Origin of the sequence: Micromonospora sp. WMMD961 (genome assembly GCF_029626145.1) — a bacterium.
Classification (GTDB): Bacteria; Actinomycetota; Actinomycetes; order Mycobacteriales; family Micromonosporaceae; genus Micromonospora.
Genome location: NZ_JARUBJ010000002.1, coordinates 3347105 through 3370199, shown reverse-complemented (window position 1 = coordinate 3370199; position 23095 = coordinate 3347105). Strand labels below are relative to the sequence as shown.

20 protein-coding genes and 2 riboswitches are annotated in these 23095 nt (G+C 70.1%); of the genes, 8 read left to right on the top strand and 12 right to left on the bottom strand.

The window, feature by feature from the left end:
- Positions 1–14 precede the first annotated feature (14 nt).
- Positions 15–368: a TraR/DksA C4-type zinc finger protein gene (locus O7614_RS15145; RefSeq protein ID WP_278139096.1), complete on the top strand. Its 354-nt coding sequence runs from the start codon at positions 15–17 to the stop codon at positions 366–368.
- A gap of 13 nt (positions 369–381) precedes the next feature.
- Here the strand turns inward: O7614_RS15145 and O7614_RS15140 are convergent, their stop codons facing one another.
- Both O7614_RS15140 and eno read right to left on the bottom strand, forming a co-directional pair.
- A complete protein-coding gene (locus tag O7614_RS15140; protein WP_278139095.1) occupies positions 382–879 on the bottom strand; it encodes a GNAT family N-acetyltransferase in 498 nt (165 codons plus the stop codon).
- Positions 879–2150 (bottom strand): phosphopyruvate hydratase, encoded by a 1272-nt coding sequence (eno, locus tag O7614_RS15135; protein ID WP_278139094.1) that lies wholly within the window; start codon positions 2148–2150, stop codon positions 879–881. Before eno ends, O7614_RS15140 begins: the two co-directional genes overlap by 1 nt.
- Positions 2151–2268: 118 nt before the next feature.
- On the opposite strand from eno, the gene O7614_RS15130 reads away from it, so the two are divergent.
- Positions 2269–3183, top strand: a complete 915-nt coding sequence (locus O7614_RS15130; protein ID WP_278139093.1) for a MerR family transcriptional regulator — start codon at positions 2269–2271, stop codon at positions 3181–3183.
- On the opposite strand, the gene O7614_RS15125 is transcribed toward O7614_RS15130, so the two are convergent.
- Together O7614_RS15125 and O7614_RS15120 are read right to left on the bottom strand one after the other, a co-directional pair.
- Positions 3180–4175, bottom strand: a complete 996-nt coding sequence (locus O7614_RS15125) for a ribonucleotide-diphosphate reductase subunit beta (RefSeq protein ID WP_278142266.1) — start codon at positions 4173–4175, stop codon at positions 3180–3182. The two genes, O7614_RS15130 and O7614_RS15125, sit on opposite strands and share 4 nt — an antisense overlap.
- A gap of 56 nt (positions 4176–4231) precedes the next feature.
- Positions 4232–6565, bottom strand: a complete 2334-nt coding sequence (locus tag O7614_RS15120; RefSeq protein WP_278142265.1) for a ribonucleoside-diphosphate reductase subunit alpha — start codon at positions 6563–6565, stop codon at positions 4232–4234.
- Positions 6566–6756: 191 nt separating this feature from the next.
- A riboswitch (cobalamin riboswitch) is annotated at positions 6757–6974 on the bottom strand.
- A gap of 447 nt (positions 6975–7421) precedes the next feature.
- Here O7614_RS15120 and O7614_RS15115 point away from each other — a divergent pair.
- Complete coding sequence (locus O7614_RS15115; RefSeq protein WP_278139092.1) at positions 7422–8819, top strand: enolase C-terminal domain-like protein; 1398 nt, start codon at positions 7422–7424, stop codon at positions 8817–8819.
- Positions 8820–8826: 7 nt separating this feature from the next.
- A complete protein-coding gene (locus O7614_RS15110; RefSeq protein ID WP_278139091.1) occupies positions 8827–9549 on the top strand; it encodes a FadR/GntR family transcriptional regulator in 723 nt (240 codons plus the stop codon).
- 10 nt (positions 9550–9559) lie between these two features.
- Here the strand turns inward: O7614_RS15110 and O7614_RS15105 are convergent, their stop codons facing one another.
- The 5 genes from O7614_RS15105 to O7614_RS15085 form a co-directional block, all read right to left on the bottom strand.
- A complete protein-coding gene (locus tag O7614_RS15105) occupies positions 9560–10558 on the bottom strand; it encodes an aldo/keto reductase (protein WP_278139090.1) in 999 nt (332 codons plus the stop codon).
- A 40-nt stretch (positions 10559–10598) separates the two neighbouring features.
- Positions 10599–11417: an ATP-binding cassette domain-containing protein gene (locus O7614_RS15100; RefSeq protein ID WP_278139089.1), complete on the bottom strand. Its 819-nt coding sequence runs from the start codon at positions 11415–11417 to the stop codon at positions 10599–10601.
- Positions 11417–12469, bottom strand: a complete 1053-nt coding sequence (locus O7614_RS15095; protein WP_278139088.1) for an ABC transporter substrate-binding protein — start codon at positions 12467–12469, stop codon at positions 11417–11419. The genes O7614_RS15100 and O7614_RS15095 overlap by 1 nt, the downstream gene beginning before the upstream one ends.
- 40 nt (positions 12470–12509) lie before the next feature.
- Entirely contained in the window at positions 12510–13517 is a 1008-nt protein-coding gene (locus tag O7614_RS15090) for an ABC transporter permease (protein WP_278139087.1), read from the bottom strand.
- Positions 13518–14009: 492 nt separating this feature from the next.
- The gene (locus O7614_RS15085) at positions 14010–14144 is read right to left on the bottom strand and encodes a hypothetical protein (protein ID WP_278142456.1); all 135 of its coding nucleotides are present in this window, start codon (positions 14142–14144) and stop codon (positions 14010–14012) included.
- A gap of 268 nt (positions 14145–14412) precedes the next feature.
- Positions 14413–14565: riboswitch (cobalamin riboswitch) on the top strand.
- A 34-nt stretch (positions 14566–14599) separates the two neighbouring features.
- On the opposite strand from O7614_RS15085, the gene O7614_RS15080 reads away from it, so the two are divergent.
- The 3 genes from O7614_RS15080 to O7614_RS15070 are packed head-to-tail and all read left to right on the top strand — an operon-like array spanning position 14600 to position 16160.
- Entirely contained in the window at positions 14600–14803 is a 204-nt protein-coding gene (locus O7614_RS15080) for a CbtB-domain containing protein (protein WP_278139086.1), read from the top strand.
- Positions 14794–15567 (top strand): CbtA family protein, encoded by a 774-nt coding sequence (locus tag O7614_RS15075; protein WP_278139085.1) that lies wholly within the window; start codon positions 14794–14796, stop codon positions 15565–15567. The genes O7614_RS15080 and O7614_RS15075 overlap by 10 nt, the downstream gene beginning before the upstream one ends.
- Positions 15564–16160, top strand: coding sequence for a histidine phosphatase family protein (locus tag O7614_RS15070; RefSeq protein ID WP_278139084.1), 597 nt, complete (start codon positions 15564–15566; stop codon positions 16158–16160). Before O7614_RS15075 ends, O7614_RS15070 begins: the two co-directional genes overlap by 4 nt.
- Positions 16161–16219: 59 nt before the next feature.
- Here the strand turns inward: O7614_RS15070 and O7614_RS32230 are convergent, their stop codons facing one another.
- Together O7614_RS32230 and O7614_RS32225 are read right to left on the bottom strand one after the other, a co-directional pair.
- The gene (locus tag O7614_RS32230) at positions 16220–16432 is read right to left on the bottom strand and encodes a helix-turn-helix transcriptional regulator (RefSeq protein ID WP_347404353.1); all 213 of its coding nucleotides are present in this window, start codon (positions 16430–16432) and stop codon (positions 16220–16222) included.
- Positions 16429–16836 (bottom strand): hypothetical protein, encoded by a 408-nt coding sequence (locus O7614_RS32225; protein ID WP_347404352.1) that lies wholly within the window; start codon positions 16834–16836, stop codon positions 16429–16431. The genes O7614_RS32230 and O7614_RS32225 overlap by 4 nt, the downstream gene beginning before the upstream one ends.
- A gap of 116 nt (positions 16837–16952) precedes the next feature.
- Here O7614_RS32225 and O7614_RS15060 point away from each other — a divergent pair, with 116 nt between their 5' ends.
- Positions 16953–17135 carry a hypothetical protein gene (locus O7614_RS15060; RefSeq protein ID WP_278139083.1) on the top strand — a complete coding sequence of 61 codons (183 nt, stop codon included), beginning with the start codon at positions 16953–16955 and terminating at the stop codon, positions 17133–17135.
- Positions 17136–17252: 117 nt separating this feature from the next.
- Here the strand turns inward: O7614_RS15060 and O7614_RS15055 are convergent, their stop codons facing one another.
- On the bottom strand, positions 17253–22868 hold the full coding sequence (locus tag O7614_RS15055) for a GH92 family glycosyl hydrolase (protein ID WP_278139082.1): 5616 nt from the start codon (positions 22866–22868) through the stop codon (positions 17253–17255).
- Positions 22869–23095: the final 227 nt, after the last annotated feature.

The following is a 23095-nucleotide window of genomic DNA, read 5'->3' as shown; positions in this document are numbered from 1 at the left end:
ACCGTGGAACAGCCATGGACAGGAACTCCGACGCGGTCCGCGAGGAACTGGTGCGGCTACGCGCACAGACCGAGGCGCAGGTCGCCGCCCTGGACGGCGACCTGCGCAGCCTCTTCGAGGCGTCCCGGGCGTCGAACGCCGACGACGAACACGACCCCGAGGGCAGCACGATCGCCTTCGAACGCGCACAGCTCAGCGCCGTACTGGACGCGGCGCGCCGCCGGCTGGCGGAGCTGGACGTCGCGCTGGCACGGGTCGAGGACGGCAGCTACGGCGTGTGCGAACGGTGCTCTCGTCCCATTCCCGCCGAGCGGCTGGTCGCCCGCCCGTCGGCGCGTACCTGCGTGGCCTGCGCCAGCCGACGGTGACGGCCCGGGCCGGTCAGGTGATGGTGGGGCTGCGCCGCTCCATGAGGACCACGTCACGCCAGCGTCCGTGGTGGCGACCGACCCGCTCGCGTACGCCGACCACCCGGAACCCGGCCCGCTCGTGCAGTGCCAGGCTGGCGCCGTTCTCCGGGAAGACCCCGGACTGGATCGTCCAGATGCCGGCCGCCTCGGTGGAGGTGATCAGCGCATCCAGCAGCAGTCGGGCGACGCCACGGCCCTGGGCGGCCGGGTCCACGTAGACGGAGTGCTCGACCACACCTGCGTAGACCTCCCGGGTCGAGATCGGCGAGACCGCGACCCAGCCGACGACCGCGCCGGGGCGGTCGACGGCCACGAACCGGTGCGCGCTCAGACGCGCGGCGTCGAACGCCGACCAGGTCGGCGCGGTGACCTCGAAGCTGGCGTTGCCGGCGTCGAGACCGGCCTGGTAGATGGCCAGGACCCGATCGGCGTCGGCGTCGGTCATCGGTCGGACGGTGACGTCGACCATCAGCGGGCTCCCCTCCCGGCGTAGACGGCGCGATCGCCGAGCTCCTCCTCGATGCGGATGAGCTGGTTGTACTTGGCCGTGCGGTCCGAGCGCGACAGCGAGCCGGTCTTGATCTGGCCGCAGCGTACGCCCACGGCCAGGTCGGCGATGGTGGTGTCCTCGGTCTCGCCGGAGCGGTGCGACATCACCACCCGGTACCCCGCCCGGTGGGCGGCGTCGACAGTCGCGAGGGTCTCGGTGAGCGTGCCGATCTGGTTGACCTTCACCAGGATCGCATTGGCGTAACCGCCCTCGATCCCGTCGCGCAGCCGGTCGACGTCGGTGCAGAACACGTCGTCGCCGACCAACTGCACCCGCTCCCCCGCCAGTGCCGTCAGCCGCTGCCAGCCGGCGATGTCGTCCTCGGCCATCGGGTCCTCGACCGAGCTGATCGGGTACCGGGAGACCAGGTCGAGCAGGTGGTCGACGTGCTCCTCGACGGTGCGCTCGCGCCCCTCGCCCGCGTAGGCGTAGACGCCGTCGCGGTAGAACTCCGAGCTGGCCGGGTCGAGGCAGATCGTGATGTCGGCGCCGGGCTGGTAGCCGGACTCCTCGACGGCGCGCAGCACGAAACCCAGCGCCTCGTCGGCGGTCGTGAAGGCCGGTGCGAACCCGCCCTCGTCGCCGACGTTGGTGTGGTGACCGGCCGCGGCGAGCGATGCCTTCAGGGTGTGGAAGACCTCCGAGCCCATCCGGACCGCCTCGGCGAAGCTCTGCGCTCCGACCGGGGCGATCATGAACTCCTGGAAGTCGAGTGGGTTGTCGGCGTGCGCGCCACCGTTGACGATGTTCATCATCGGCACCGGCAGCAGGCGGGCGCCGACGCCACCCACGTAGCGGTAGAGCGGCTGGCGGTGCGCTGCCGCCGCGGCCTTCGCCGCCGCCAGGGACACCGCGAGGATCGCGTTGGCGCCCAGTCGCCCCTTGTCCTTCGAACCGTCGAGATCGATCATCGTCTCGTCGATCAACGCCTGGTCCTCGGCGTCGAGCCCGCGCACCGCGTCGGCGATCTCGCCGTTGACGGCGGCGACCGCCGTGGTGACGCCCCTGCCGTGGAAGCGGGCGGGGTCGCCGTCGCGCAGTTCGACCGCCTCGTTCGCCCCGGTCGACGCCCCGGACGGTACGGCCGCCCGGCCGACCGAGCCGTCGCTGAGTTCCACGTCGGCCTCCACGGTCGGGTTGCCCCGGCTGTCGAGGATCTGCCGAGCACGCACCCGATTGATTGCCGTCATCACACACTCCCTGGTCACACTGGCTTTTCGCAGCCAGACTGGCAGGAAACGGCGGTGCTGGCACCGCGACGATCGACACGTTGACCCGTACCCCAGGGTGCGGGTTTAGGGTCGCGGGATGCGGGTGGGTGAGCTGGCACGACGGACCGGGACCACGGTCCGGGCACTGCGGTACTACGAGTCGGCCGGGCTGGTCGTGCCCCGGCGGCTCGGCAACGGCTACCGCGAGTACGACCCGATCGCGGTGCGGTTGGTGGCACAGATCCGCGAGCTGATGGCGCTCGGTCTGACCGTCGAGGAGACCCGGCCGTTCGTCGAGTCGATCGCCGGTGGCGCCGACGACACCGACGTGTGTGCGGCGGCGGTGGCGACGTACCGCAGCACCATCACCACCCTCCAGGAGCGGATCGGCAGGCTGACCGCCCAGCGGGACGCGCTGGACGCGCGCCTGGACGCGGCAGCGACCCAGGTCATACCCGGCGGTGGCGAGGTCGGGGGCGACCCCGCCGCGCTGGTCGGCACCAGCCTGCCGGCGCTGTCGTTCTACGGCACCGACGGCCGCCCGGTCGACCTCGGCGCGCTCGGCGTCGGGCGCACCGTCATCTTCGTGTACCCGCTGACCGGGCGGCCGGGCGTCGACCTGCCCAACGGGCTGCTGGAGGTGCACGGCGCCCGGGGCAGCACCGAGCAGGCCGCCTGGTTCCGCGACCACCACGCGGAGCTCCGCGCGGCCGGTGCCGCCCGGGTGTACGGCCTGTCCGCGCAGTCGACCGGGTACCAGCGGGAACTCGCCTACCGGCTGCGGCTGCCCTACCCGCTGATTCCCGACCCGAGGTTGACCCTGGCCACCGCGCTGCGCCTGCCGACCCGCACGGCGGGCGACATGACGCTCTACGAGCGGTTGACCCTGATCATCGCCGACGGCGTGGTGGAGCACGTCTTCCACCCGATTCCGGACCCGGCGTCGCACCCCCTGCACGTGATGCGATGGCTCACCAAGCGACGCCGGGCCCCCGGACCGGTCGCCGCCTAGAAATCGTCGTCGAAGGCGACAGTGCCGCTCACCCCGACCTGGTACGCCGACACCCGGCGCTCGAAGAAGTTGGACAGCTCCTGCACGTCCTGCAACTCCATGAAGGCGAACGGGTTGCTCGACCCGTAGTGCGCGGCGATGCCGAGCTGAGCGAGCCGGCGGTCGGCGACGTGCTGGAGGTACTCCCGCATGTCGGCCAACGTCAGGCCCGGCACGCCGTGGCCCAGCAGGTCCTCGGCGAACTGCACCTCGCACTCGACGGCCTCGGTGAGCATCTGCCGCACCTGCTCGGCGAGGTCGTCGTCGAACAGGTCCGGCTCCTCGGCGCGAACGGTGTCCACCACGTCGAACGCGAACGCCATGTGCATGGACTCGTCGCGGAACACCCAGTTGGTACCCGAGGCGAGCCCGTGCAGCAGGCCACGGGAGCGCAGGAAGTAGACGTACGCGAACGCGCCGTAGAAGAACAGCCCCTCGATGCAGGCGGCGAAGCAGATCAGGTTGAGCAGGAACGTCCGACGGTCCTCCCGGGACCGCAGCTCCCGCAGGTCGTTCAGCGAGTCGATCCAGCGAAAGCAGAACTCGGCCTTGCGACGGATCGAGGGGATGTTCTCGATCGCCGCGAAGGCCTCGAACCGCTCGGTCTCGTCGGGCACGTACGTGTCGAGCAGGTTGAGGTAGAACTGGACGTGCACGGCCTCCTCGAACAGCTGCCGGGACAGGTAGAGCCGACCCTCGGGGCTGTTGACGTGCTGGTAGAGGTTGAGCACCAGGTTGTTCGCGACGATCGTGTCGCCGGTGGCGAAGAACGCCACCAGACGGCTGACCAGGTGCCGCTCGGCCGGTGACAGCTTGTCCAGGTCGGCGAGGTCGGCGTGCAGGTCGACCTCCTCGACCGTCCAGGTGTTGCGGATGGCGTCACGGAAGCGGTCGAAGAAGTGTGGGTAGCGCATCGGGCGGAGGGTGAGGTCCATCCCGGGGTCGAGCAGCATGTGCGTGGTCCTCGTGTCGGTGGTGCGGGCGTCGGTGGTGGTGGTGTCGGCGGGGGTCACTGGCAGGCCTCGCACGACTCGGGGTTCTCCAGCGAGCAGGCCAGCGCGTCCGCGTCGAGGGCGACGGGCGCGACGGCTACGGGCGCGACGGCGCTGACGGTGGCCTGCTGGATCCGCGTCGCCGGCCGTGAGCGCAGGTAGTAGGTGGTCTTCAGCCCGGCCTTCCAGGCGTACAGGTACATCGAGGAGAGCTTGCCGATGGTCGGCGCGGCCAGGAAGAGGTTCAGCGACTGGGACTGGTCGATGAACGGGGCACGGGCGGCGGCCAGGTCGATCAGCGCCCGCTGCGGCAGCTCCCACGCGGTACGGAACAACTCGCGGACGCCGGCCGGCAGCTCGGCGATGTCCTGCACCGACCCCTCGGCCCGCTTGATCGCCGACCGGATCCGGTCGGTCCACAGCCCTCGGGCCTTTAACTCGCGGACCAGAGCGGTGTTGACCTGGAGGAACTCCCCGGACAGGGTCTCGCGCTTGAACAGGTTCGACACCTGCGGCTCGATGCACTCGTAGCACCCGGCGATCGAGGCGATGGTCGCGGTCGGGGCGACGGCCACCAGCAGCGAGTTACGCAGCCCGTGCGCCGCGACCCGTTCCCGCAGCGCGTCCCACCGGGCGGTCTGCGTACCCTCGACACCCCACAGGTCGGGCTGCAACTGGCCCCGCGCGGCCCGGGTCTGCGGGTACGTCGGGTGCGCGCCGAACTGTCGCGCCAGGTCGGCGGAGGTCTCCAGCGCGGTCAGGTACAGCTCTTCACTGACCCGGGTGGACAGCTCCCGGGCGGCCGGCGAGTCGAACGGCAGCCGCAGCGCGAAGAAGACGTCCTGCAGGCCCATCAGCCCGAGCCCGACGGGCCGCCAGCGGGGGTTGCTCGCCGCCGCCTGCGGGGTCGGGTAGTAGTTGATGTCGATCACCCGGTCGAGGAAGGTCACCGCGGTACGCACCGTGGCGCGCAGCCGCTCCCAGTCGATGCCACCGTCGACCAGGTGGGCGGCGAGGTTCACCGAACCCAGGTTGCACACGGCCGTCTCGGCGTCGCTGGACACCTCGACGATCTCGGTGCAGAGGTTGGACAGGTGCACCACGTTGCCCGGCTCGGCGGTCTGGTTGCACAGCCGGTTCGACGCGTCCTTGAAGGTCATCCACCCGTTGCCGGTCTGGGCCAGGGTGCGCATCATCTTCCCGTACAGCTCGCGCGCCGGGACCTGCCGCACGTAGCGACCCTGCGCCTCGGCCTCCCGGTACGCGGCGTCGAACCGCTCCCCCCACAGGTCCGGCAGCTCGGGAACCTCGTGCGGGTCGAACAGCGACCACATCTCGTCGGCCTCGACCCGGCGCATGAACTCGTCCGGAACCCAGTTGGCCAGGTTCAGGTTGTGGGTGCGGCGGGCGTCCTCGCCGGTGTTGTCCCGCAGTTGCAGGAACTCCTCGATGTCCGGGTGCCACGGCTCCAGGTAGACGCACGCCGCGCCCTTGCGCCGGCCGCCCTGGTTGACCGCGGCGACGCTGGCGTCCAGCGTGCGCAGCCACGGCACGATCCCGTTGGACTGCCCGTTGGTGCCGCGGATCAACGCGCCCCGGGACCGGACCCGGGAGTACGCGATGCCGATGCCGCCGGCGAACTTGGACAGGTTGGCGACCTGGGCGTACCGCGCGTAGATCGAGTCCAGCTCGTCGAGCGGCGAGTCGACCAGGTAGCAGGAGGACATCTGGGTGTGCTGGGTGCCGGAGTTGAACAACGTCGGTGAGCTGGGCAGGTAGGCCAGGCTGGACATCAGCCGGTAGAAGCCGACCGCCTCGTCCGGCGTGCGGGACAGGCCGCAGGCCACCCGCAGCAGCCAGTACTGCGGGGTCTCCAGCACCAGCCGGCTGGTGGGGTGACGCAGCAGGTACCTGTCGTACACCGTGCGTAGCCCGAAGTACTCGAAGCGCCGGTCGCCGTCCACGTCGACGGCGTCGTCCAGCACGCCGGCGTGTGCGGCGACGAACGCTGCGGTGTCGTCGCCGATCAGGCCCTCGGCGTGGCCGACCCGGATCGCCGCGCTGAACGAGGCGATGCCCTGGCGACGCACCTCCTTGTCGACGTACCCGGCCAGCAGCCGGGCGGCGAGGCGCGAGTACTGCGGCTCCTCACCGATCATCTCGGCCGCCGTCTGGATGGACAGCCGGTCCAGTTCGGCCGTCGTCGCGCCGTCGTACAGGCCGCTGATGGTGCGGGTGGCGACGCGCATCGGGTCGACGTCGGTCAGGTCGTCGGCCCATCGCTCGACCGCCCGGACGATCTTGTTCACGTCCACGGGCTCGGTGGCCCCGTCGCGCTTGCGGACCTGCATAGGCGTCCGCCGCAGGGCGGCGTCGGCGCTGGCCGGGACTACCTCGGTGACTGTCACCACTCGCTCCTCGGAGTTCGAGACCTGGTGGTCCGGACGCGAGGAGACAGACACCGACGGACGCCACACCGGTACGGCGTGGGTCGGGTGGCGTCAGCCGTCCCACGCGGCCTCGGACCGCCGCCCACCCGGGTGCGGGTACGCGGCGCGCTGGCAGGTCTTCGGACTCGTGGGCGCGACCGGGTTGGCCGGTCTCCTACTGGCCGTCGCTTCCCAGACCGCTTGGTGGCCCAGTGCTGATGACGGCTGTCGTTCCCACTCACCGCTGCGGGACAGTCCCGGATTTCCACCGGGTTCCCTCTTGCCTCGACCGCGCCGGATGAGCGGCCGAACCAGCTGCGCTCGACACCATATATAGGGATGCAGCGGTTGTCACACCCCACATGTCGGTGTCGGCGTGTCGACGGCCGAGCGGTGACGACCGTCACCCGACCGCACCTCCTCTCGCGACCTCGTCGTGCCGTCCGCGGCCGGCACCGGCAGTCCGGGGCCGGGTGGTATGCGGCAGCGATCCACAGAGGTGTGATGTATAGAGTCCACAGAGGTAAGGAACGTTGCCCATAATTCGCCGTCGATGTGCCCATCCGGAATGAACATCCAATCTTCAGAACCCCACCCGACCGCCGACGCCGGCCCCTACCGCTCCGCCTCGGGGGCCCTTGTCGTCAGCGGCCCAGTCCGGATCAGAAACGTCGGATGTTTGCACCGAGCGGGTGATCGACGTCGTTGACGCACCTGATCCAGCCTCCGTATACTCCGAATGATCATCTGATCTTTGGCCTAGCTGGGCGAGGAGCGCATGCCGCAGATCACTGCCGTCACCGTCGAGGACGTCCGCTTCCCCACCTCACTGACCGCTGACGGGTCAGACGCCATGAACAAGGACGGCGACTACTCGGCGGCCTATGTCGTCCTACACACCGACGGCACCGACAGCGTGGGCGCGCCGCTCGCGGGCCACGGCCTGACCTTCACCATCGGTCGGGGCAACGACATCGTCGCCGCCGCGGCGGTCCACCAGGCACAGAACCTCGTGGGTCTGGACGTGGCGACGATGGCCGCCGACATGGGGGCGGTCTACCGCCTCCTCACGTCCGACTCGCAACTGCGCTGGCTCGGGCCCGAGAAGGGCGTCGTCCACCTCTCGCTCGCGGCCGTGCTGAACGCCTCGTGGGATCTGGTCGCCCGGCTCGCCGACAAGCCGTTGTGGCGCCTGCTGGTGGACATGTCCCCCGAGCAACTCGTCGACATCGCGGACCTGCGCTACCTGTCCGACGCGCTGACCCGGGACGAGGCACTGGCCATCCTGCGGGCCAAGGAGAGCACCAAGGCCGACCGCCTCGCCGAGCTCGACCGGACCGGCTACCCCGCCTACACCACCTCGGCCGGCTGGCTCGGCTACGGCGACGACAAGCTGCGCCGGTTGTGTCAGGAAGCGGTCGACAGCGGCTACGGCTACGTCAAGCTCAAGGTGGGCGCCAACCTCGACGACGACATCCGCCGGTGCGCGATCGCCCGGGAGATCCTCGGCCCGGACCGCAACCTGATGATCGACGCCAACCAGGTGTGGGACGTCGGCCAGGCCATCGAGTGGGTCACGGCCCTCGCCCGGTTCACGCCGCTGTGGATCGAGGAGCCGACCAGCCCGGACGACATCCTGGGCCACGCGGCCGTCCGCCGGGCCGTCGCCCCGATCGGCGTCGCCACCGGCGAGCACTGCCACAACCGGGTGATGTTCAAGCAACTGTTCCAGGCCGGAGCCATCGACTTCTGCCAACTGGACACCGGCCGACTGGCCAGCATCAACGAGATCGTCGCCGTGCTGCTCCTCGCCGCGAAGTTCGACATCCCGGTCTGCCCGCACGCCGGCGGCGTCGGGCTGTGCGAGATGGTCCAACACGTGTCGGTGCTCGACTACGTCGCGGTGTCGGGAGATCTCACCAACCGGGTCACCGAGTTCGTCGACCACCTGCACGAGCACTTCACCGACCCGTGCGTCATCCGCGACACCGGCTCGGGCAGCGGTTACGTCCTGCCGGACCAGCCCGGCTACTCCACCCGGATGCGCACCGAGTCGATCGCGCTCTACCGGTTTCCGGACGGCCACTACTGGGCGGCGGCAGACCCGACTACCGTGTCATCTCCGGAGGCGGCGTACGTGATCGCGGGTGGGAAGGCCACCCCCGCCGGCCGCTAGGGGGATCATGTCTCGCACTGACGAAGTGGTCAACGGCATCAAGCGGATGATCCTGGACGGAAAGTTCAAGCCCGGGGACCGACTGCCGATCGAGAAGGACCTCGCCGAGTCGCTCGGCGTCTCCCGCGGCTCGCTGCGCGAGGGGATGTCGGCCCTGTCGATCCTCGGGATCGTCAACATCCGTCAGGGCGACGGCACCTACGTCACCAACCTCGACGCGCCACAACTGCTGGCCCCGATGGGCTTCGTGGTGGACTTCCAGGGTCAGGGCGACCCGCGGCACATCCACACCGTCCGGCGGCTGCTGGAGTGCGAGGCAGCCCGGCTGGCCGCGACCAGGATCACCGACGAGGCCCTCGCCCAGGCGGGGGAACTCCTCGACGAGGCGGCCCGGATGGTCGGCCAGAAACCGCAGGACCACGAACGCATCCTCGAGATCGACATCGCCTTCCACCGGATCATCGCCGTGCACGCCGAGAACCCGGTTCTGGTCGGCTTGATCGAGGCCTTCGCCGGACGCACCATCCGCGGGCGGCTCTGGCGGAGCCTGCACGAGGAGGGCGCGGACCGGCGTACCCATGACGAACACGTGGCGATCCTGAAGGCCCTGGTGGCCCGCGATCCGGAGCGGGCCCGCACCCGGATGGCCAACCACCTGATCGGTGTGGAGGAGTCCCTGCTGGGGTCGCCCGACGACGCGGACGCGACCACCGAGACGACACGCTCCTGACCGTCGCCCCTCACGGCTGCACGTCGAGCAGCCCCGCCTCGTACAGCGCCACCCAGAGCTGGTCCGGGACGTCGGCGTCGAAGCGGCGCAGGGTCTCGGTCACCTGGACCGCGTTCCGTACGCCGACCACCGTCGAGACCACGGCCGGGTGCCGACGGACGAACGCCAACGCCGCCTGGGGCAGCGTGACTCCGTACGCCTGGCAGACCCGGGCGATCCGGCGGGCCTGACCGACCACCTCCACCGGCGCCCGCTGGTAGTTGTAGGCGGCGTCGCTCGGCGGCAGGTCCCGGGCCAGCAACCCGGAGTTGTAGGCCCCGGCGATCACCACTCCGACGCGGCGGGCCTGCGCGGCGGGCAACAGGTCGGTCAACGCGCCCTGCTCCAACAGCGTGTACCGGCCGGCGCACATCACCACGTCCACGTCGGTCTCGGCCACGAACCGGGCCAGCATCGCGGACTGGTTCATTCCCGCACCGATCGCGCCGACCACACCCTGCTCGCGCAGCTCCACCAACGCCGGCACCGCCTCGTACGCGGCCTGCTCCCAATGGTCGTCCGGGTCGTGCAGATACACCACGTCGATCCGGTCCAGGCCGGTGCGCCGAAGGCTCGCCTCCACCGAGCGGTGTACGCCGTCGCGGCTGAAGTCCCAGACCCGGCGGTGATCTGCGGGCACGTCGAACCCCTGCGGGTCACGCAGGTGCGCGGTCTCCGGCGAGGGCACGAGCAGCCGACCGACCTTGGTGGACACCACGTACTCGGCACGCGGGCGGGACCGGAGGGCGGCACCCAGACGCCGTTCGGACAGGCCGAGCCCGTAGTGCGGCGCGGTGTCGAAGTATCGGATGCCACCTGCCCACGCGGTGTCCACGGCGGCGGCGAACTCCTCGTCCGACGTCGTCCGGTAGAGGTTGCCGCCCTGCGAGGCACCGAAGCCCAGCGCGCCCAGCCGCAGCGGCGGGCGAGCGGCGTCCAGGGTGGTCCGTCGACCGAGGGGACCTGTCATCGGCCGCGCCAACCGTCGCCGTCGGCCAGGCTGTCCGCCGTCACCGCTCGTCCCGTTCCGCGCTGGTGCTCCCGGTCATCGCTGCGACGAGGTCGTCGGTGGTGACCTCGTCGGCGCGGAGTTGGGCCGCACGGCGACCGAGGCGCAGCACCTCGACCCGGTCGGCGATGTCGAGCACCTGCGGCATGTTGTGGCTCACCAGCACCACCGACATGCCGGCGTCGCGGGCGCGCCGGACGACGTCGAGGACCCGCCCGGTCTGGACCACCCCGAGCGCCGCGGTGGGTTCGTCGAGGATGACCACGTTGGTCGCCCAGATGATGGCGCGGGCCACCGCGACGCACTGCCGTTGCCCACCGGACAACATGGCGATCGGGGTGGTGACCCGCGGGATCCGCACACCGAGTTCGTCGAGGGCCGCGGCGGCGCCCTGCCGCATGGCGCGCTTGTCCAGCAGCCCCAGCCGACCGAGCGGTCCGGAGCGCAGGATCTCCCGGCCGAGATACAGGTTGGCGGCCACGCTGAGGTCGTCGGCGACGGCAAGATCCTGGTAGACCGTCTCCACCCCCGCTCGGCGGGCGTCGACCGGGGTCGAGAACCGCACCGGACGACCACCCACCAGGATCTCGCCCTCGTCCGGCGGGTGCACACCGGAGAGCGTCTTGATCAGAGTGCTCTTCCCCGCGCCGTTGTCGCCGATCAACGCGACGACCTCACCTCGGTGGACCGTGAAGTCGGCTCCACGCAACGCCTCGACGTGTCCGAAGCGCTTGACGATGCCGCGGGCCTCCAGGACCGGCGGGTCCCCGGCGGACGGCAACTCGCCGGCGTCGGCGGTGGCCGTTGGAGTCGCGCCCATCACTGCACCGGAGGGTTGGCGCAGCTGGGCTCGAGCACCGCCTTGATCTCCGCCGAGTCGATGTTCTCCTTGGTGACGAACGTGACGCCGGTGTCGGCCGACGCCAGTGGTGCCTTGTCCCGGAGGTGCTTGACCATCTTGTCGACGCCGAAGTAGCCCATCTTGAACGGGTTCTGCACGACCAGCGCTGAGATCTGACCGCTGCGCAGCCCGGCCACCTCGTCGGGGGCGGCGTCCCAACCGATGATGACCACCTTGCCCGACTTGCCCGCCGCCTGGATGGCCTGCGCGGCGCCGAGCACACTCGGCTCGTTGGCCGCGAAGATGCCCTTGAGGTTGGGGTTGGCGGTGAGGATGTTCTCGGTGACCCGCCGCGCCTCGTTGACGTCACTGCGGCTGGGCTGCTGGCCGACCAGCTTCAGGTTGGGGAACTGGGCGAGGCCGGCCTTGAAGCCGTCGACCCGCTCGGTGTTGGTCTGCGACCCGGGCTGGAACTCGACCAGGGCCACGTCGTGGTTGCCGGGGCCCAACTCGGTGGCAAGCAGCTTCGCCGCCTCGGTCGCCGACGCGCGGTTGTCGGTGGCGAAGAGCGGCACGCCCGACGGCTGCGGGCTGGTGCCGGAGTCGATCATCGCGACCGGGATGTTGGCGGCGAGCGCCTGGTCGGTGGCCGGCGCCAGCGCGCTGGAGTCGGTGGCCGCGTAGACGATGCCGTCGACCTTCTTGGTGACGAAGTTCTGGATCAGGTTGACCTGGCCCTCGACGTCGGTCTCGGTGGTCACCCCGTCCCACTGGACGGTGACGTCCCCCGCGCGCTGCGCGGCACACTCCGCGCCCGCCTTCACCGTGTTCCAGTAGTCGGCTCCGACGGCCTTCGGTACGACGGCGAGCTTCAACGGGCCGCTCGCGTCCTTGGTCGCGCCGTCTCCGCCGTCCCGGACCTCGACGCCGCCGCAGGCGCTGAGCAGTGCGGTGGCCGCGACCGCGGCCAGGATGGCCTGTGCACGCAGGAGGGGCTTGCGCTCCGGTCGGCTGGTGGTGGTGTGTGCCATGGTGTGTGTCCTTCCTCGTTCGGACTCGTGGAATGGCATGTCAACCCCGCGATTCCAGCCGCCGGCGGCGGTACTGGTCGAAGTAGACGGCGGCCCAGATGATCAGGCCGACGATCACCTGCTGGTAGTGGATGCTGATGTCGAGCAGGACGGCCCCGTTGCGCACCAGGGCGATGAGGAAGGCACCGATGATCGTCCCGACGATCCGACCCTGGCCCCCGAAAAGGCTGGCTCCGCCGATGACCGCGGCGGCGATCACGTCGAGCTCCAGCGAGATCCCGTAGTTCGGCTGGCCGGAGTTGACGCGGGAGGCGGCGATCATGCCACCGAGCCCGACCAGCACGCCCGCCAGCACGTACACCCCGGTCAGGTGACGTCCCACCCGGATGCCGGAGCGGCGCGCGGCCTCCAGGTTGGAGCCCATCGCGTAGGTGTACTGACCGAAGCGGGTCTGCGAGAGCAGGAAGGCGACCCCGACGGCCACGAGGACGGTGATCACGACGGCGAACGGAACACCGATGATCTCTCCGTTGCCCAGCAGCTGGAACGACCGGGGCAGGCCGTAGACGCCGACCGCGCCGGTGATGATGAAGACGAGACCGCGGCCGACGGACATCGTGCCCAGCGTCGCGATGAACGGCGGTATCCGGGCCGCCGTCACCAGCAGCCCGTTCAACAGCCCGGCCAGTGCGCCGACGCCGATCGCGACCGCCGTCGCGGCCCAGAGGGAGAAGCCGAGGTCGCGGACGACCATCGCGCCCAGCACGCCGGCGAGCGCGGCCACCGACCCCACGGACAGGTCGATGCCCTTCGTGATGATGATCATCGTCTGCGCCGTGGCGATGATGGCGATCACCGCCGTCTGTGCCCCGATGTTGAAGAGGTTGTCCGCCGTCAGGAAGTAGGGGCTCGCGAAGGTCAACGCGACGAACAGGACGACCAACGCGGTGGCGGCGGTGAACTCGGAGACGGCGTGGGAGATCCGCTCCCGGAACCAGTCAGCGAGTTCGCCGCGCTGCGTGCCGGCGGATGCCTCGACGGTACTCATCGTCGGACCTGACCTCCCCAAGCGTGGGGCCAGCACTCGACGGAGGACCCGTCGTGGTGCCGAGCACCTATGAGCGACCGAGCCTCCCAAGAGAGGAGAGGGCCTGGCCTGAACCTGCCTCACCGTGACGATAGATCAGATGTTTTCCTTGATCAGCCGTTACCATGCCATGCGCCAATGCGCGTTGCCAAGGTCTTACAACCATGTTTTGTCATCGTTACCAGCGCCGCCCGACGCATAGGTCTGATCACAACGGCACAACTGCGGCCGAGTGGCACGGACCCGACCGCCCGACGTGCGACCGGCGGACAATCGGCCAGCGACGGTCCACACCGGATCGGCGAGTCCGGCCCCAACGACCATGCGCACCTCGCACCTTCCGGTGGATCAACGCGAGCATGTTATCGATAACATCCTATGCCCGGAGGCGGTCGCGGGCACGGCCGTCTCGCCGAGACCTGCCGACGGCACAGCCCGCGAGCCGCTGCCGGATCACGACGCCGTAAGCCGGTACTCCCGGCAGGCTGTCCGCCGCCAGATCGCCGCACGCTCGTCGTCGGCCAGTGGGTCCAGCAGATCGCCGAGGACCCGCACCCAGCGGGTGTACGAGGTGGCGAGCAGACACACCGCCAGTCCGAGCCGAACATCAGCCGGCCCGGCCCGAACACGTCGAGCGCGTGCTCGACGGCCGGCCGCAGGTCCGCCGCTGTCCAGGGGCCACCGCTCACCTCGGTCACCAGGCCGGAGAGCTTCGCCGTCGTGTTCGGCTCGGCGGCGAAACTCCGCAGCCACCCTCGCGGATGACCGCGTACACCTTCGCCGTGTCGGATCCGCCGGTACCGACGCCAACCCCTGTGCGTCGGCCGGTGGCGCGTCCGCGCCCGTGGCCGGGTTGACCGCCTGAGGCGGCGCCGATACCGTCGACCCACTATCTGCGGCGACGCGAGGGAAGCCGGTGTGATTCCGGCGCGGTCGCGCCACTGTGAGCGGTTCCCCCATGACGAGGGGCCGCGAGCCAGGACGCTCGGTCGTCCGCAGCCTTGCGATGGGGACGCGTCATCCCCGGGGAGGTCTGTGATCACATGTCCAGTTCCACGTCCAGCCGGCCGTTGGTGACCCCCGCTGGCACCACTCGTCTGTTGTGGACGGTGACGGCGACCGTCGTCGCGCTCGCCCTGCTGGCCTACCTCGTCGCCTTCGACCAGGGTGCGGTGTCGCGCAATGGCATGTACCTGCACGAGCTGATGCACGACGGCCGGCACCTGCTGGGTGTTCCGTGCCACTGAACGCCAGCACCGCTCCCCCGTTCGTCACCGTCCTCGTCCGCGGGCTGCTCGCCGGCCTGATCGCCGGGCTGCTCGCCGGGACGTTCGCCTATGTCGCGGGCGAACCGCACGTCGAGGCGGCCATCGCCATCGAGGAGGCGGCGTCGGCGCACACCGAGCCCGTCGCGGGCGCGCACGACCACGAGGACGCCCTGGTCAGCCGCAACGGGCAGCGCAGCGGCCTGTTCCTGGCCACCGGCCTGTTCGGTGCCGCGATGGGCGGTCTGCTGGCCACCGCGTACGTCCTGCTGTCACGCCGACGGCGCAGCTACGACGACGGACGGTCGGCCCTGTTGCTGGCCGGCGCGGCGCTGCTCGGCGCGGTGATCGTGCCGTTCCTCAAGTACCCGGCGAACCCGCCGGCGGTCGGCGACCCGGCCACCATCGACCAACGCACCGTCACCTACCTGCTGATGGTGGTGCTCGGTCTGGTCGCCGTGTGGGCGGGCTCGCTGGGTTACCGGTCGGTCGGCGCCCAGGCCCCGCTGTGGCAGCGCGCCGCCGCGGCCGTCGGCGGATTCCTGCTGGTCACCGTGGTGTCCTACGTGGTGCTTCCGTCGTTCCAGGAAGTTCCCGCCGATTTCCCCGCGACATTGCTGTGGGACTTCCGGCTGGCCTCCCTCGGCACCCAGGTGGTGCTCTGGACCGGGATCGGTCTGCTGTTCGGCGCCCTGATGCACCACGACCGGCGTCGTCGGACCGCCGCAGCACTTCCGAGCACGTGACCGCGACCAGCCTCCGGCTGGTCGCCCACGCGCACACCACCGCCCTGCGTCAGGCCCGCTTCGGCGGGCCTGACGACGGCCTGGACGAGGGCGGCCGGCGGGCCGCCCTCGCCCTGGCCCAGGATCGACCGGACCGACGTGGGCACCTCGGCGTGGACCGCGCCTGCCTGTCCAGTCCGGCGGCGGCGGCCACCCAGACCGCCGACGCGCTCGGGTTGCTGCCCACCATCGAGGCGGCGTTGGCGGACTGCGACTACGGCGACTGGACCGGGCGGTCGATCGAGGAGATCGCCGTCGAGCAACCGCAGGCGCTGCACGAATGGATGTCCGAACCGGAGTCCGCACCGCACGGCGGTCAATCCGTCGCCGCCCTGCGGGACCGCGTCGGTCGCTGGCTGGACCGGCAACGAGGCGCTCACCAGCGGATCACCGCAGTCGCCCACCCGCTGGTGATCCGGGTCGCGGTCGTGCACGCCCTGGACCTGCCCCTGGCGACGTACCGGCAGGTGGACGTGGAGCCGTTGGCGATCGTCCGGCTGACCGGCCGTGGGTCGCGCTGGCACCTCCGACTGGGCCCGCCCCGGGTGGCCTGAGCCATCGCCACACCGCTGTTCGGCGGGCTCTGTGTCACGGGCCGCGATGGTCGCCTGGGCTAGGGCATCTGCGTGTCGGTCGACTCGTCGACAAATATCTGTTCGATCGGCAGACCGAAGAGCCTGGCCAGACGGAACGCGACGGGCAGGCTCGGGTCGAACTTCCCGGTCTCGATCGCGTTGATCGACTGTCGTGAGACGCCAACGCGCTGAGCCAGGTCAGCTTGCGTCCACGCCTGTTCGGCTCGGAGGGCGGCGATCCGGTTCTTCATCGGTACCTGATCCAGCCGATGACGGACGTGACGACGTAGACGACCCCCAAGAGCAGAGGAAAGAGTGCGATGTTGAGGTCGTGGGTGATGAGCCTGGCGGCGTCGGCTGCGACATAGGCGAAGCCGACGACCCAGCCCACCCCGAGGGTGACCGCCAGCGAATCCTGCATGACCTTGCGCCAGAGATCATCAATTGCTCGGAGAAAGCTCGCGAAAGCGACGATCCAGGCGGCACCGACAAGAGCGTTGACTCCGACCAGGATCCAGCTCGCCATTGGCGACCTCTGCGCCTCCCGCAGCAATTCAGGGCCGAATCTGGCTGCGGCAAGGCTGACCACCCAGGCCAGCGTCCACAGCGCCAGCCGGACAGCAGCCCGGTTGGAGTCCCGATATTTCGTGGTCACGTCGCAGGCTTCCACGGCCCTCCCTCTGCGTTGTCGCGTCAAGCACGCTTGACCTTAGCCGCCGGAGTCAAGCATGCTTGACTCCGGCGGCGTTCCCACGATTCACGGAGGCAGCGATGGCCCGTTACAAGGCGCAGAACAGGATCATCAAGGCTGTGCTCACCGCCAAGGATGAAGACAGGATCGCCGAGGAGATGATTCAGCCCGTCCTGGACGAGGGCACGGAGAACGGCTGGACTCTTCACTCGTTCCAGGCGACGCCCGCAGGACTCGTGTTCATCTGGGAGCTGCCCGACTGACCCCGAGGAGCGCCGTGGCCGTACGGCATCGAGACGCGGACTGTCCCAGCGAACCCGTGAGGTCGAATGGCGTAGGGCGGGCCGTGAGCACGGCCCGCCCTACGCGTCGAATCCGTTCTAGCCGGTGACCGTGAACGGTCGGGACACCTTCGTCGCCGACGTCGCACCGGTCAGCGTGACGCTCGTCGGCCCGGCCTTGGCCGATCCGGGCACGCTCACCGTCGTACCGGAGATGACACCGTCACCGTTCGCGCGCACGGTGCTGAGCGCGACACCGTTGCCGAAGGCGATCGTGACCACCTCGTTCGGCACGAACCCGGAGCCGTCGACAGTGATCGCCGTTGCGCGCGGCCCCGAGGCCGTCAACAGCGCCACCCTCGGCTGGTAGGTCCGCGTCAGTTCCTGCTCGGTCACCTGGACGGTGGCCGTGGCCGGCGTACGGGAGGACGCGCCGGTCGCGGTGACCGCGTACCGGCCGGGCTGCGCGTCGTCGGACGTCGGAACCGAAACTCGGACCGTTCCCTTCGCGGAGGCCGTGATCTTCGTGGTCCGGGCCGGGTCGGTGCCGACGCTGACGGTCACCTGCTCGCCGGCGGCGAACCCGCTGCCGTCGACGGTGATCGCACCGCCGGTGGTGACGCTGCCCGCCGCGGAGAGCGCGATCGCCGGCTGCGATCCACCCCTCCCCACGGTCACGGTGAACGCCTCGGTGCTGCTGGACTGCGTGTCCCAGGCGGTGACGTGCACCGTGTAGGCGCCCTCCCGGGTATAGGTGTGCTGCCCGCTCATCGCACCGGACCCGTCGATGGTGACGTCGTCCGGAGCCGTGCCGTCACCCCACTGGACCCGGGCGCGGTAACCCGTCGTACCGGGAACCCCGCCGTTCACCGAACCGAGGTTCGCCGCCAGGGCCTGTCCAGCCTTCGCCGTCTGGTCCTTCGGTGCGTCGGTGGTCAGCGCGGGGGCCGGGGTGCCGTCGTTGGCGACGGCGAACACGTGGATCCGGCCCGCCGAGCGGGGGTCGCCGGTCTGCGTCGGCAGGGTCACCGACACCAGCGTCTTGCCCGCCGGGATCTGGTACGGCGCGGTGGCGAACAGGAACGGCTGGGCGCCGTCCCGGCTGGTGCCGTGCAGTCGGTACGCCGTCCTGGCGACGATGATGTTGCCGTAGGACGGGGTGCCGTTGGCGTCGCCGCCCAGCGTCCAGTCGCTGAACTGGATCGGGATGCTGGCCGTGCTGCCGTCGCTGAACGTCGCGGTGCCGGTGGTGCTCTGGTTGCCCTGCGTTCCGGCGCCGATGAACGAGATGGTGCGGGCGTCGGCCGGTAGGTCGAGCACGACAGTCGCGCCGTTGCCGGTGGCGTTGTCCGGCTGCCCGGGCGGGATCACCGGCAGGGTGAACTGCAGTGCCGTTCCGGGCACCTGCTGCCGCTGGCCCTGGACCGCGCCGCCCGCCGTCAGGGCGGCCCGCGAGTACGCCCACGACTTGGCGTCGCAGTCCGCCGCGAGGACCCCCTCGTCACCGACGCAGACGGTGTCGAAGGCGGCGGTGAGGCCGGACGTCGGGGCGTACGCCACCTCGACGCCGACCGTCGCGGAACTCTGACTCTCGCCGTCGGTCACCGTGACGTTGGCCTGGTGGTAGCCGGGCGTGGCGTAGGTGTGCGATCCACCGACGCGGTAGACGGCCCGCGAGCTGAGCGTCAGGGTGCCCTCGGTGACCGGAGTGCCGTCGCCCCAGTCGATCGTGGCCCGGTAGCCGTCGGCGGTGCCGCCGGTGACGGATGCCAGCGGCACCGAGACGGGTACGCCGGAGGTGGCGTGCACGCTGCCCGCGGGGGTCACCGTGATGTCGCCACCGCCGATGGCCAGGTCCCCACCGGCGAGCAGCTCGACCTCGGCGAGGTTGGTCTGCGCGGCGCCGACGGTCTTCGTCACGGCGAGCCGGAACTGCGCGAACCGACCCGGCTTGTCGATCGGGTACGGGCGGGTCTGGTTGCGCCACCGGAACGCCTGGTCCTTGCGGGTGTCCAGTGTGGTCCAGGTGATGCCGTCGTTGGAGCCCTGCAGACGCCAGTCCGCCGGGTCACCGGCACTGGCCCCGGACGTCACGGTGTAGTACGTCGGCTTCTGCTTGCCACCACGGTTGGTCCAGGTGATCTGCGGAGTCGCCGAGGTGAAGGTCAGCTGCGTGGTCGACGAGTCGTCGAACAGCTTCGCCGCGTCCTGACCGCCGGTCGCGGTAGCGGTGCCCAGACCGGGGCCGGTGGTGTCCTGCAACGGCTTCGGCGCGTCGTCGCCCTTGGTCAGCGACGGCGGTGCGTCCTTCTTGCCGCTGCCCCAGGACGACGGGTTGGGGCCCATCTGGAAGTCGATGGTGCCGCCCTTGGCGAGCGCGGTCACGTCCAGGGACAGGCCGCGTTGCTTCTTGCCGTTGACCTTGACGTCCTGCACGTAGATGTTGCGCGTGCTGTTGGCCGGCGCGTTGACGACGATGTCGCCACTGGGGCGACGCACTGTCATCCTGGTGAACTGCGGTGACCCGATGGTCCACTCGGACGAGCCGGCCTGCAGCGGGTAGATGCCCAGCGAGCTGAGGATGTACCACGACGACATCTCGCCGTTGTCCTCGTCGCCCAGGTAGCCCTGGCCGATCTCACTGCCGACGTAGAGGCGTCGCAGGATCTCCCGTACCGCCGCCTGCGTCTTCGCCGGCGCGCCGGCGAAGTTGTACATGTACGGGATGTGGTGCGACGGCTGGTTGCTCATGCCGAGCTGACCCATCCGCACCGCGCGCGCCTCGACCATCTCGTGGATGATGCCGCCGTACCCACCGGGGCGGTCGGCGTTCTCCGGGGTGGAGAAGAACGTGTCGAGCTTGTCCCGCAGCGCCTTCTGCCCGCCGTACAGGTTGGCGAGGCCCTGCCCGTCCTGCTGGGCGGTGAAGGCGAAGTTCCACCCGTTGGTCTCGGTGTAGACGCCACCCCAGTCCAGCGGGTCGCCGGCGAGGAAGTTGCCGGCGGCGTCGCGACCCTGGAAGAGCTTCGTCTTCGGGTCGAACAGGTGGACGTAGTTGCGGGCCCGCTCCAGGAAGTAGCGCGACTCCTCCTTGAGCCGGGCACGCTCCGACTTCGGCGTGGCCGGGTCCTTGGCGAGCGCCGCGCCCATGTTGCCGATGCCGTAGTCGTTGATGAAGCCCTCCAGCGCCCACGACACCGACTCGCCCGTGGAGGTGGGCGTGTAGCCGAGGAACAGGGAGGTCTCGATGCCCTTGCGGCCGACCGCGCTGCGCCCGGACGCGACGGTCGCGTCCTTCACCGCCGCGTCGTACGCCGCGAGCGGGTCGGGCAGCTTGACCCCGGTGAGGTATGCCTGGGCCAGGGCCACGTTGGCGCTGGTGCCGGTCATCAGGTCGGCGTAGCCGGGCGACGACCAGCGGGCGATCCAGCCGCCGTCGCGGTAGTGCTGGACGAACCCGTCGGAGATCTTCGCGGCGACGTCCGGGTACAGCAGCGCGTAGGCGGGCCACACGGTGCGGTAGGTGTCCCAGAAGCCGTTGTTGACGTAGATCTGCCCGTCGACGATCTTCGCGCCGGTCTGCGTGGGGGTCGACGCGCCGGTGGGCGCGGAGACGGGGCTCGCGTACTGCCAGCGCGGTGCGGCGGCGGTGCCGGTGTTCTCCGACTGCGAGTTCGGGTAGAGGTTCAGCCGGTACAGGTTGGAGTACATGGAGACCAGCTGCGATTCGGTCGCGCCACGCACCTCGATCCGGCCGAGCCGGTCCTTCCACACCGCGGTCGCGGCGCTGTGGACCTGGTCGAAGCTCTTGCCGGTCACTTCCAGGTCGAGGTTGCGGCGCGCCTGGTCGACGGAGAGGAACGACGTCGCGAGGCGCATCGTCACCTCCCGGGTGGTGGAGACGTCGAAGGTGGCCGAGGTCGCGGCGGAGGCCGTCGGCGCCCGGTCGAACGAGCCCGCCACGAACATGCGGCTACGTCCGGCGGACAGGCCACTGCCGTTGTCCACCCAGCCGGTGAAGGTGCCGTCCGTGCCGATGGTGAACGTGCCGTTGTAGAAGACGAGACTTCCGGTCGTCTGCCCGGTCGGGAAGGTGAACCGCATGATCCCGGCGTGGTCGGTCGGCGACATCTCCGCGACGAGGCCGTTCTGCAGCGTGACCCGGTAGAGGTCCGGCTGCGCGATCTCGTCGTCGTGACTGAAGGCGAGCGCCCGGCTGGCCGGCTGACCGGTCAGCGGTCCGCCGCCGACGACCGGCATCACCGACATCTGGTTGCGGTCACCCATCCACGGGCTCGGCTCGTGGGAGATCGCGAGGCCCTGCAACATGGGCAGGTTGGCCTCGTTGTTGATCCGGTGGTACTCGTACTCCCACGAGTCGGAGGTCGCGTCGGTGACCGGGGTGAAGAAGTTGAACCCGTTCGGCACGGCGGTGATCGGCAGGTTGTTGCCGCGCGAGAAGCCGCCGGTGGAGTTGGTGCCGCGTCGGGTGTCGACGTAGTTGGTCAGCTTCGTGCCGTCGATCGACGCCGGTTCGGCCGTCAGTTCGATGTCGTCGAGCCAGCCCTGGAACTGGGTGTCCCCGGTGGCCTGCGGGTTGTCGTACGCGAGCAGGATGCGGTCGATCGTCTTGCCGCGGGCGACAGTGCCGAGGTCGGCCTGCACCAGGTTCCACTGGTCGGCGAAGAGCACCTTCGACGCGCCCTGCCCGGCGGCGGTGAGCGGGTAGCCGTGCTGGTCGACGGGCGAGCGTCCACTCAGGTAGCTGCCGTCGGTGAAGTGCAGGTCGACGGCGGCGTAGGTGGACGGGTACCGGGCGTTGCCGGTGGTGAACTCCGGGAAGATCTTGTACGACAGTCGGGTCTTCGGCCCCACCGGGACGTTGACGTCGAACAGCTTGTTGGTGGCGTACGAGCGGCCGTCGCCCTCGGCGCCGCCGGAGTAGCGCAGCGCGGCGAGCCCGGTGAACCCGACGTCCGGCTTGGTGGTGTAGCCGCCGTTCGGCCCGGCGGTGGCCTCGCTGACCATCGGGGTGGCCGGCGGACGGACGTCCGAGCCGTCGCTGACGTTCCAGTCGGCGAGCTGCAGCAGGGTGTCGCCGGAGTTCGCGGTGACGTTCAGCCGGTAGTAGGCGTAGGCGTTCGTGTTGGTGAAGCTGTACCTGTTGGTGGTGAACCGGCCGCCGAACGTCTCGCCGGCGCGCTTGTCCAGGTCGGTCCACGTGTCGCCGTCAGCAGACCCCTGCACGACGAAGTCCTTGGGGTCGCGGGTCGCCGCGTCGTTGGCCGAGGTCAGCGAGTAGCGCGTGACAGTGACCGGCTTCGCGAACCGGTAGGTCACCCAGCCGGTCGGCTGGAAGACGAGCCACTTGGTCGACGAGTCGTCGTCGGCGAGGTTCGCGGCGATCTCTCGCGGCTGGTACTCGTCGCTCGCGGTCACCGCGTCGACCTGACCGAGCAGGCTGCCGGGCAGGGTGGTGACGGTGCCGCTCAGGTTGGCCTGGACCGGCTTGCCGTTCCCGCCGACCTCCACAGTGCTGGTGGCGGGTTGCGGGTCGGCGGTCTCGAACGAGGAGCTGAAGTCGCCGGGGGTCGGCGCGGTGGGGGCGGCGTTGGCCAGGGGCGCGGCCACGAGAAGGCCCAGCGGCAGCAGGACGGCTGTCGTCGCGGCGACCAGGCGGGGAGACAGGGAACGTGCGGGAGGGCTGTGTGACATGGGGGACGGTGCCTTTCGACTCGAACCGGGTCGAGTACGTCGAGGTCGGGGCAGTGTGGAGCGTGCGGTGGCGCTGGTCAGGCTCTGACATCGTTGTCATGCCGGTTGGCGATCAACGAGAGTCGGAGCGGTGAGCTGTCCGCTGATAGTTCCGGTCGCACCGCGGCCGTGTCAACGGGTCGCCCGGAGCGACGTGCACCGGGCCTCGACATACGCAGCGGCGTACG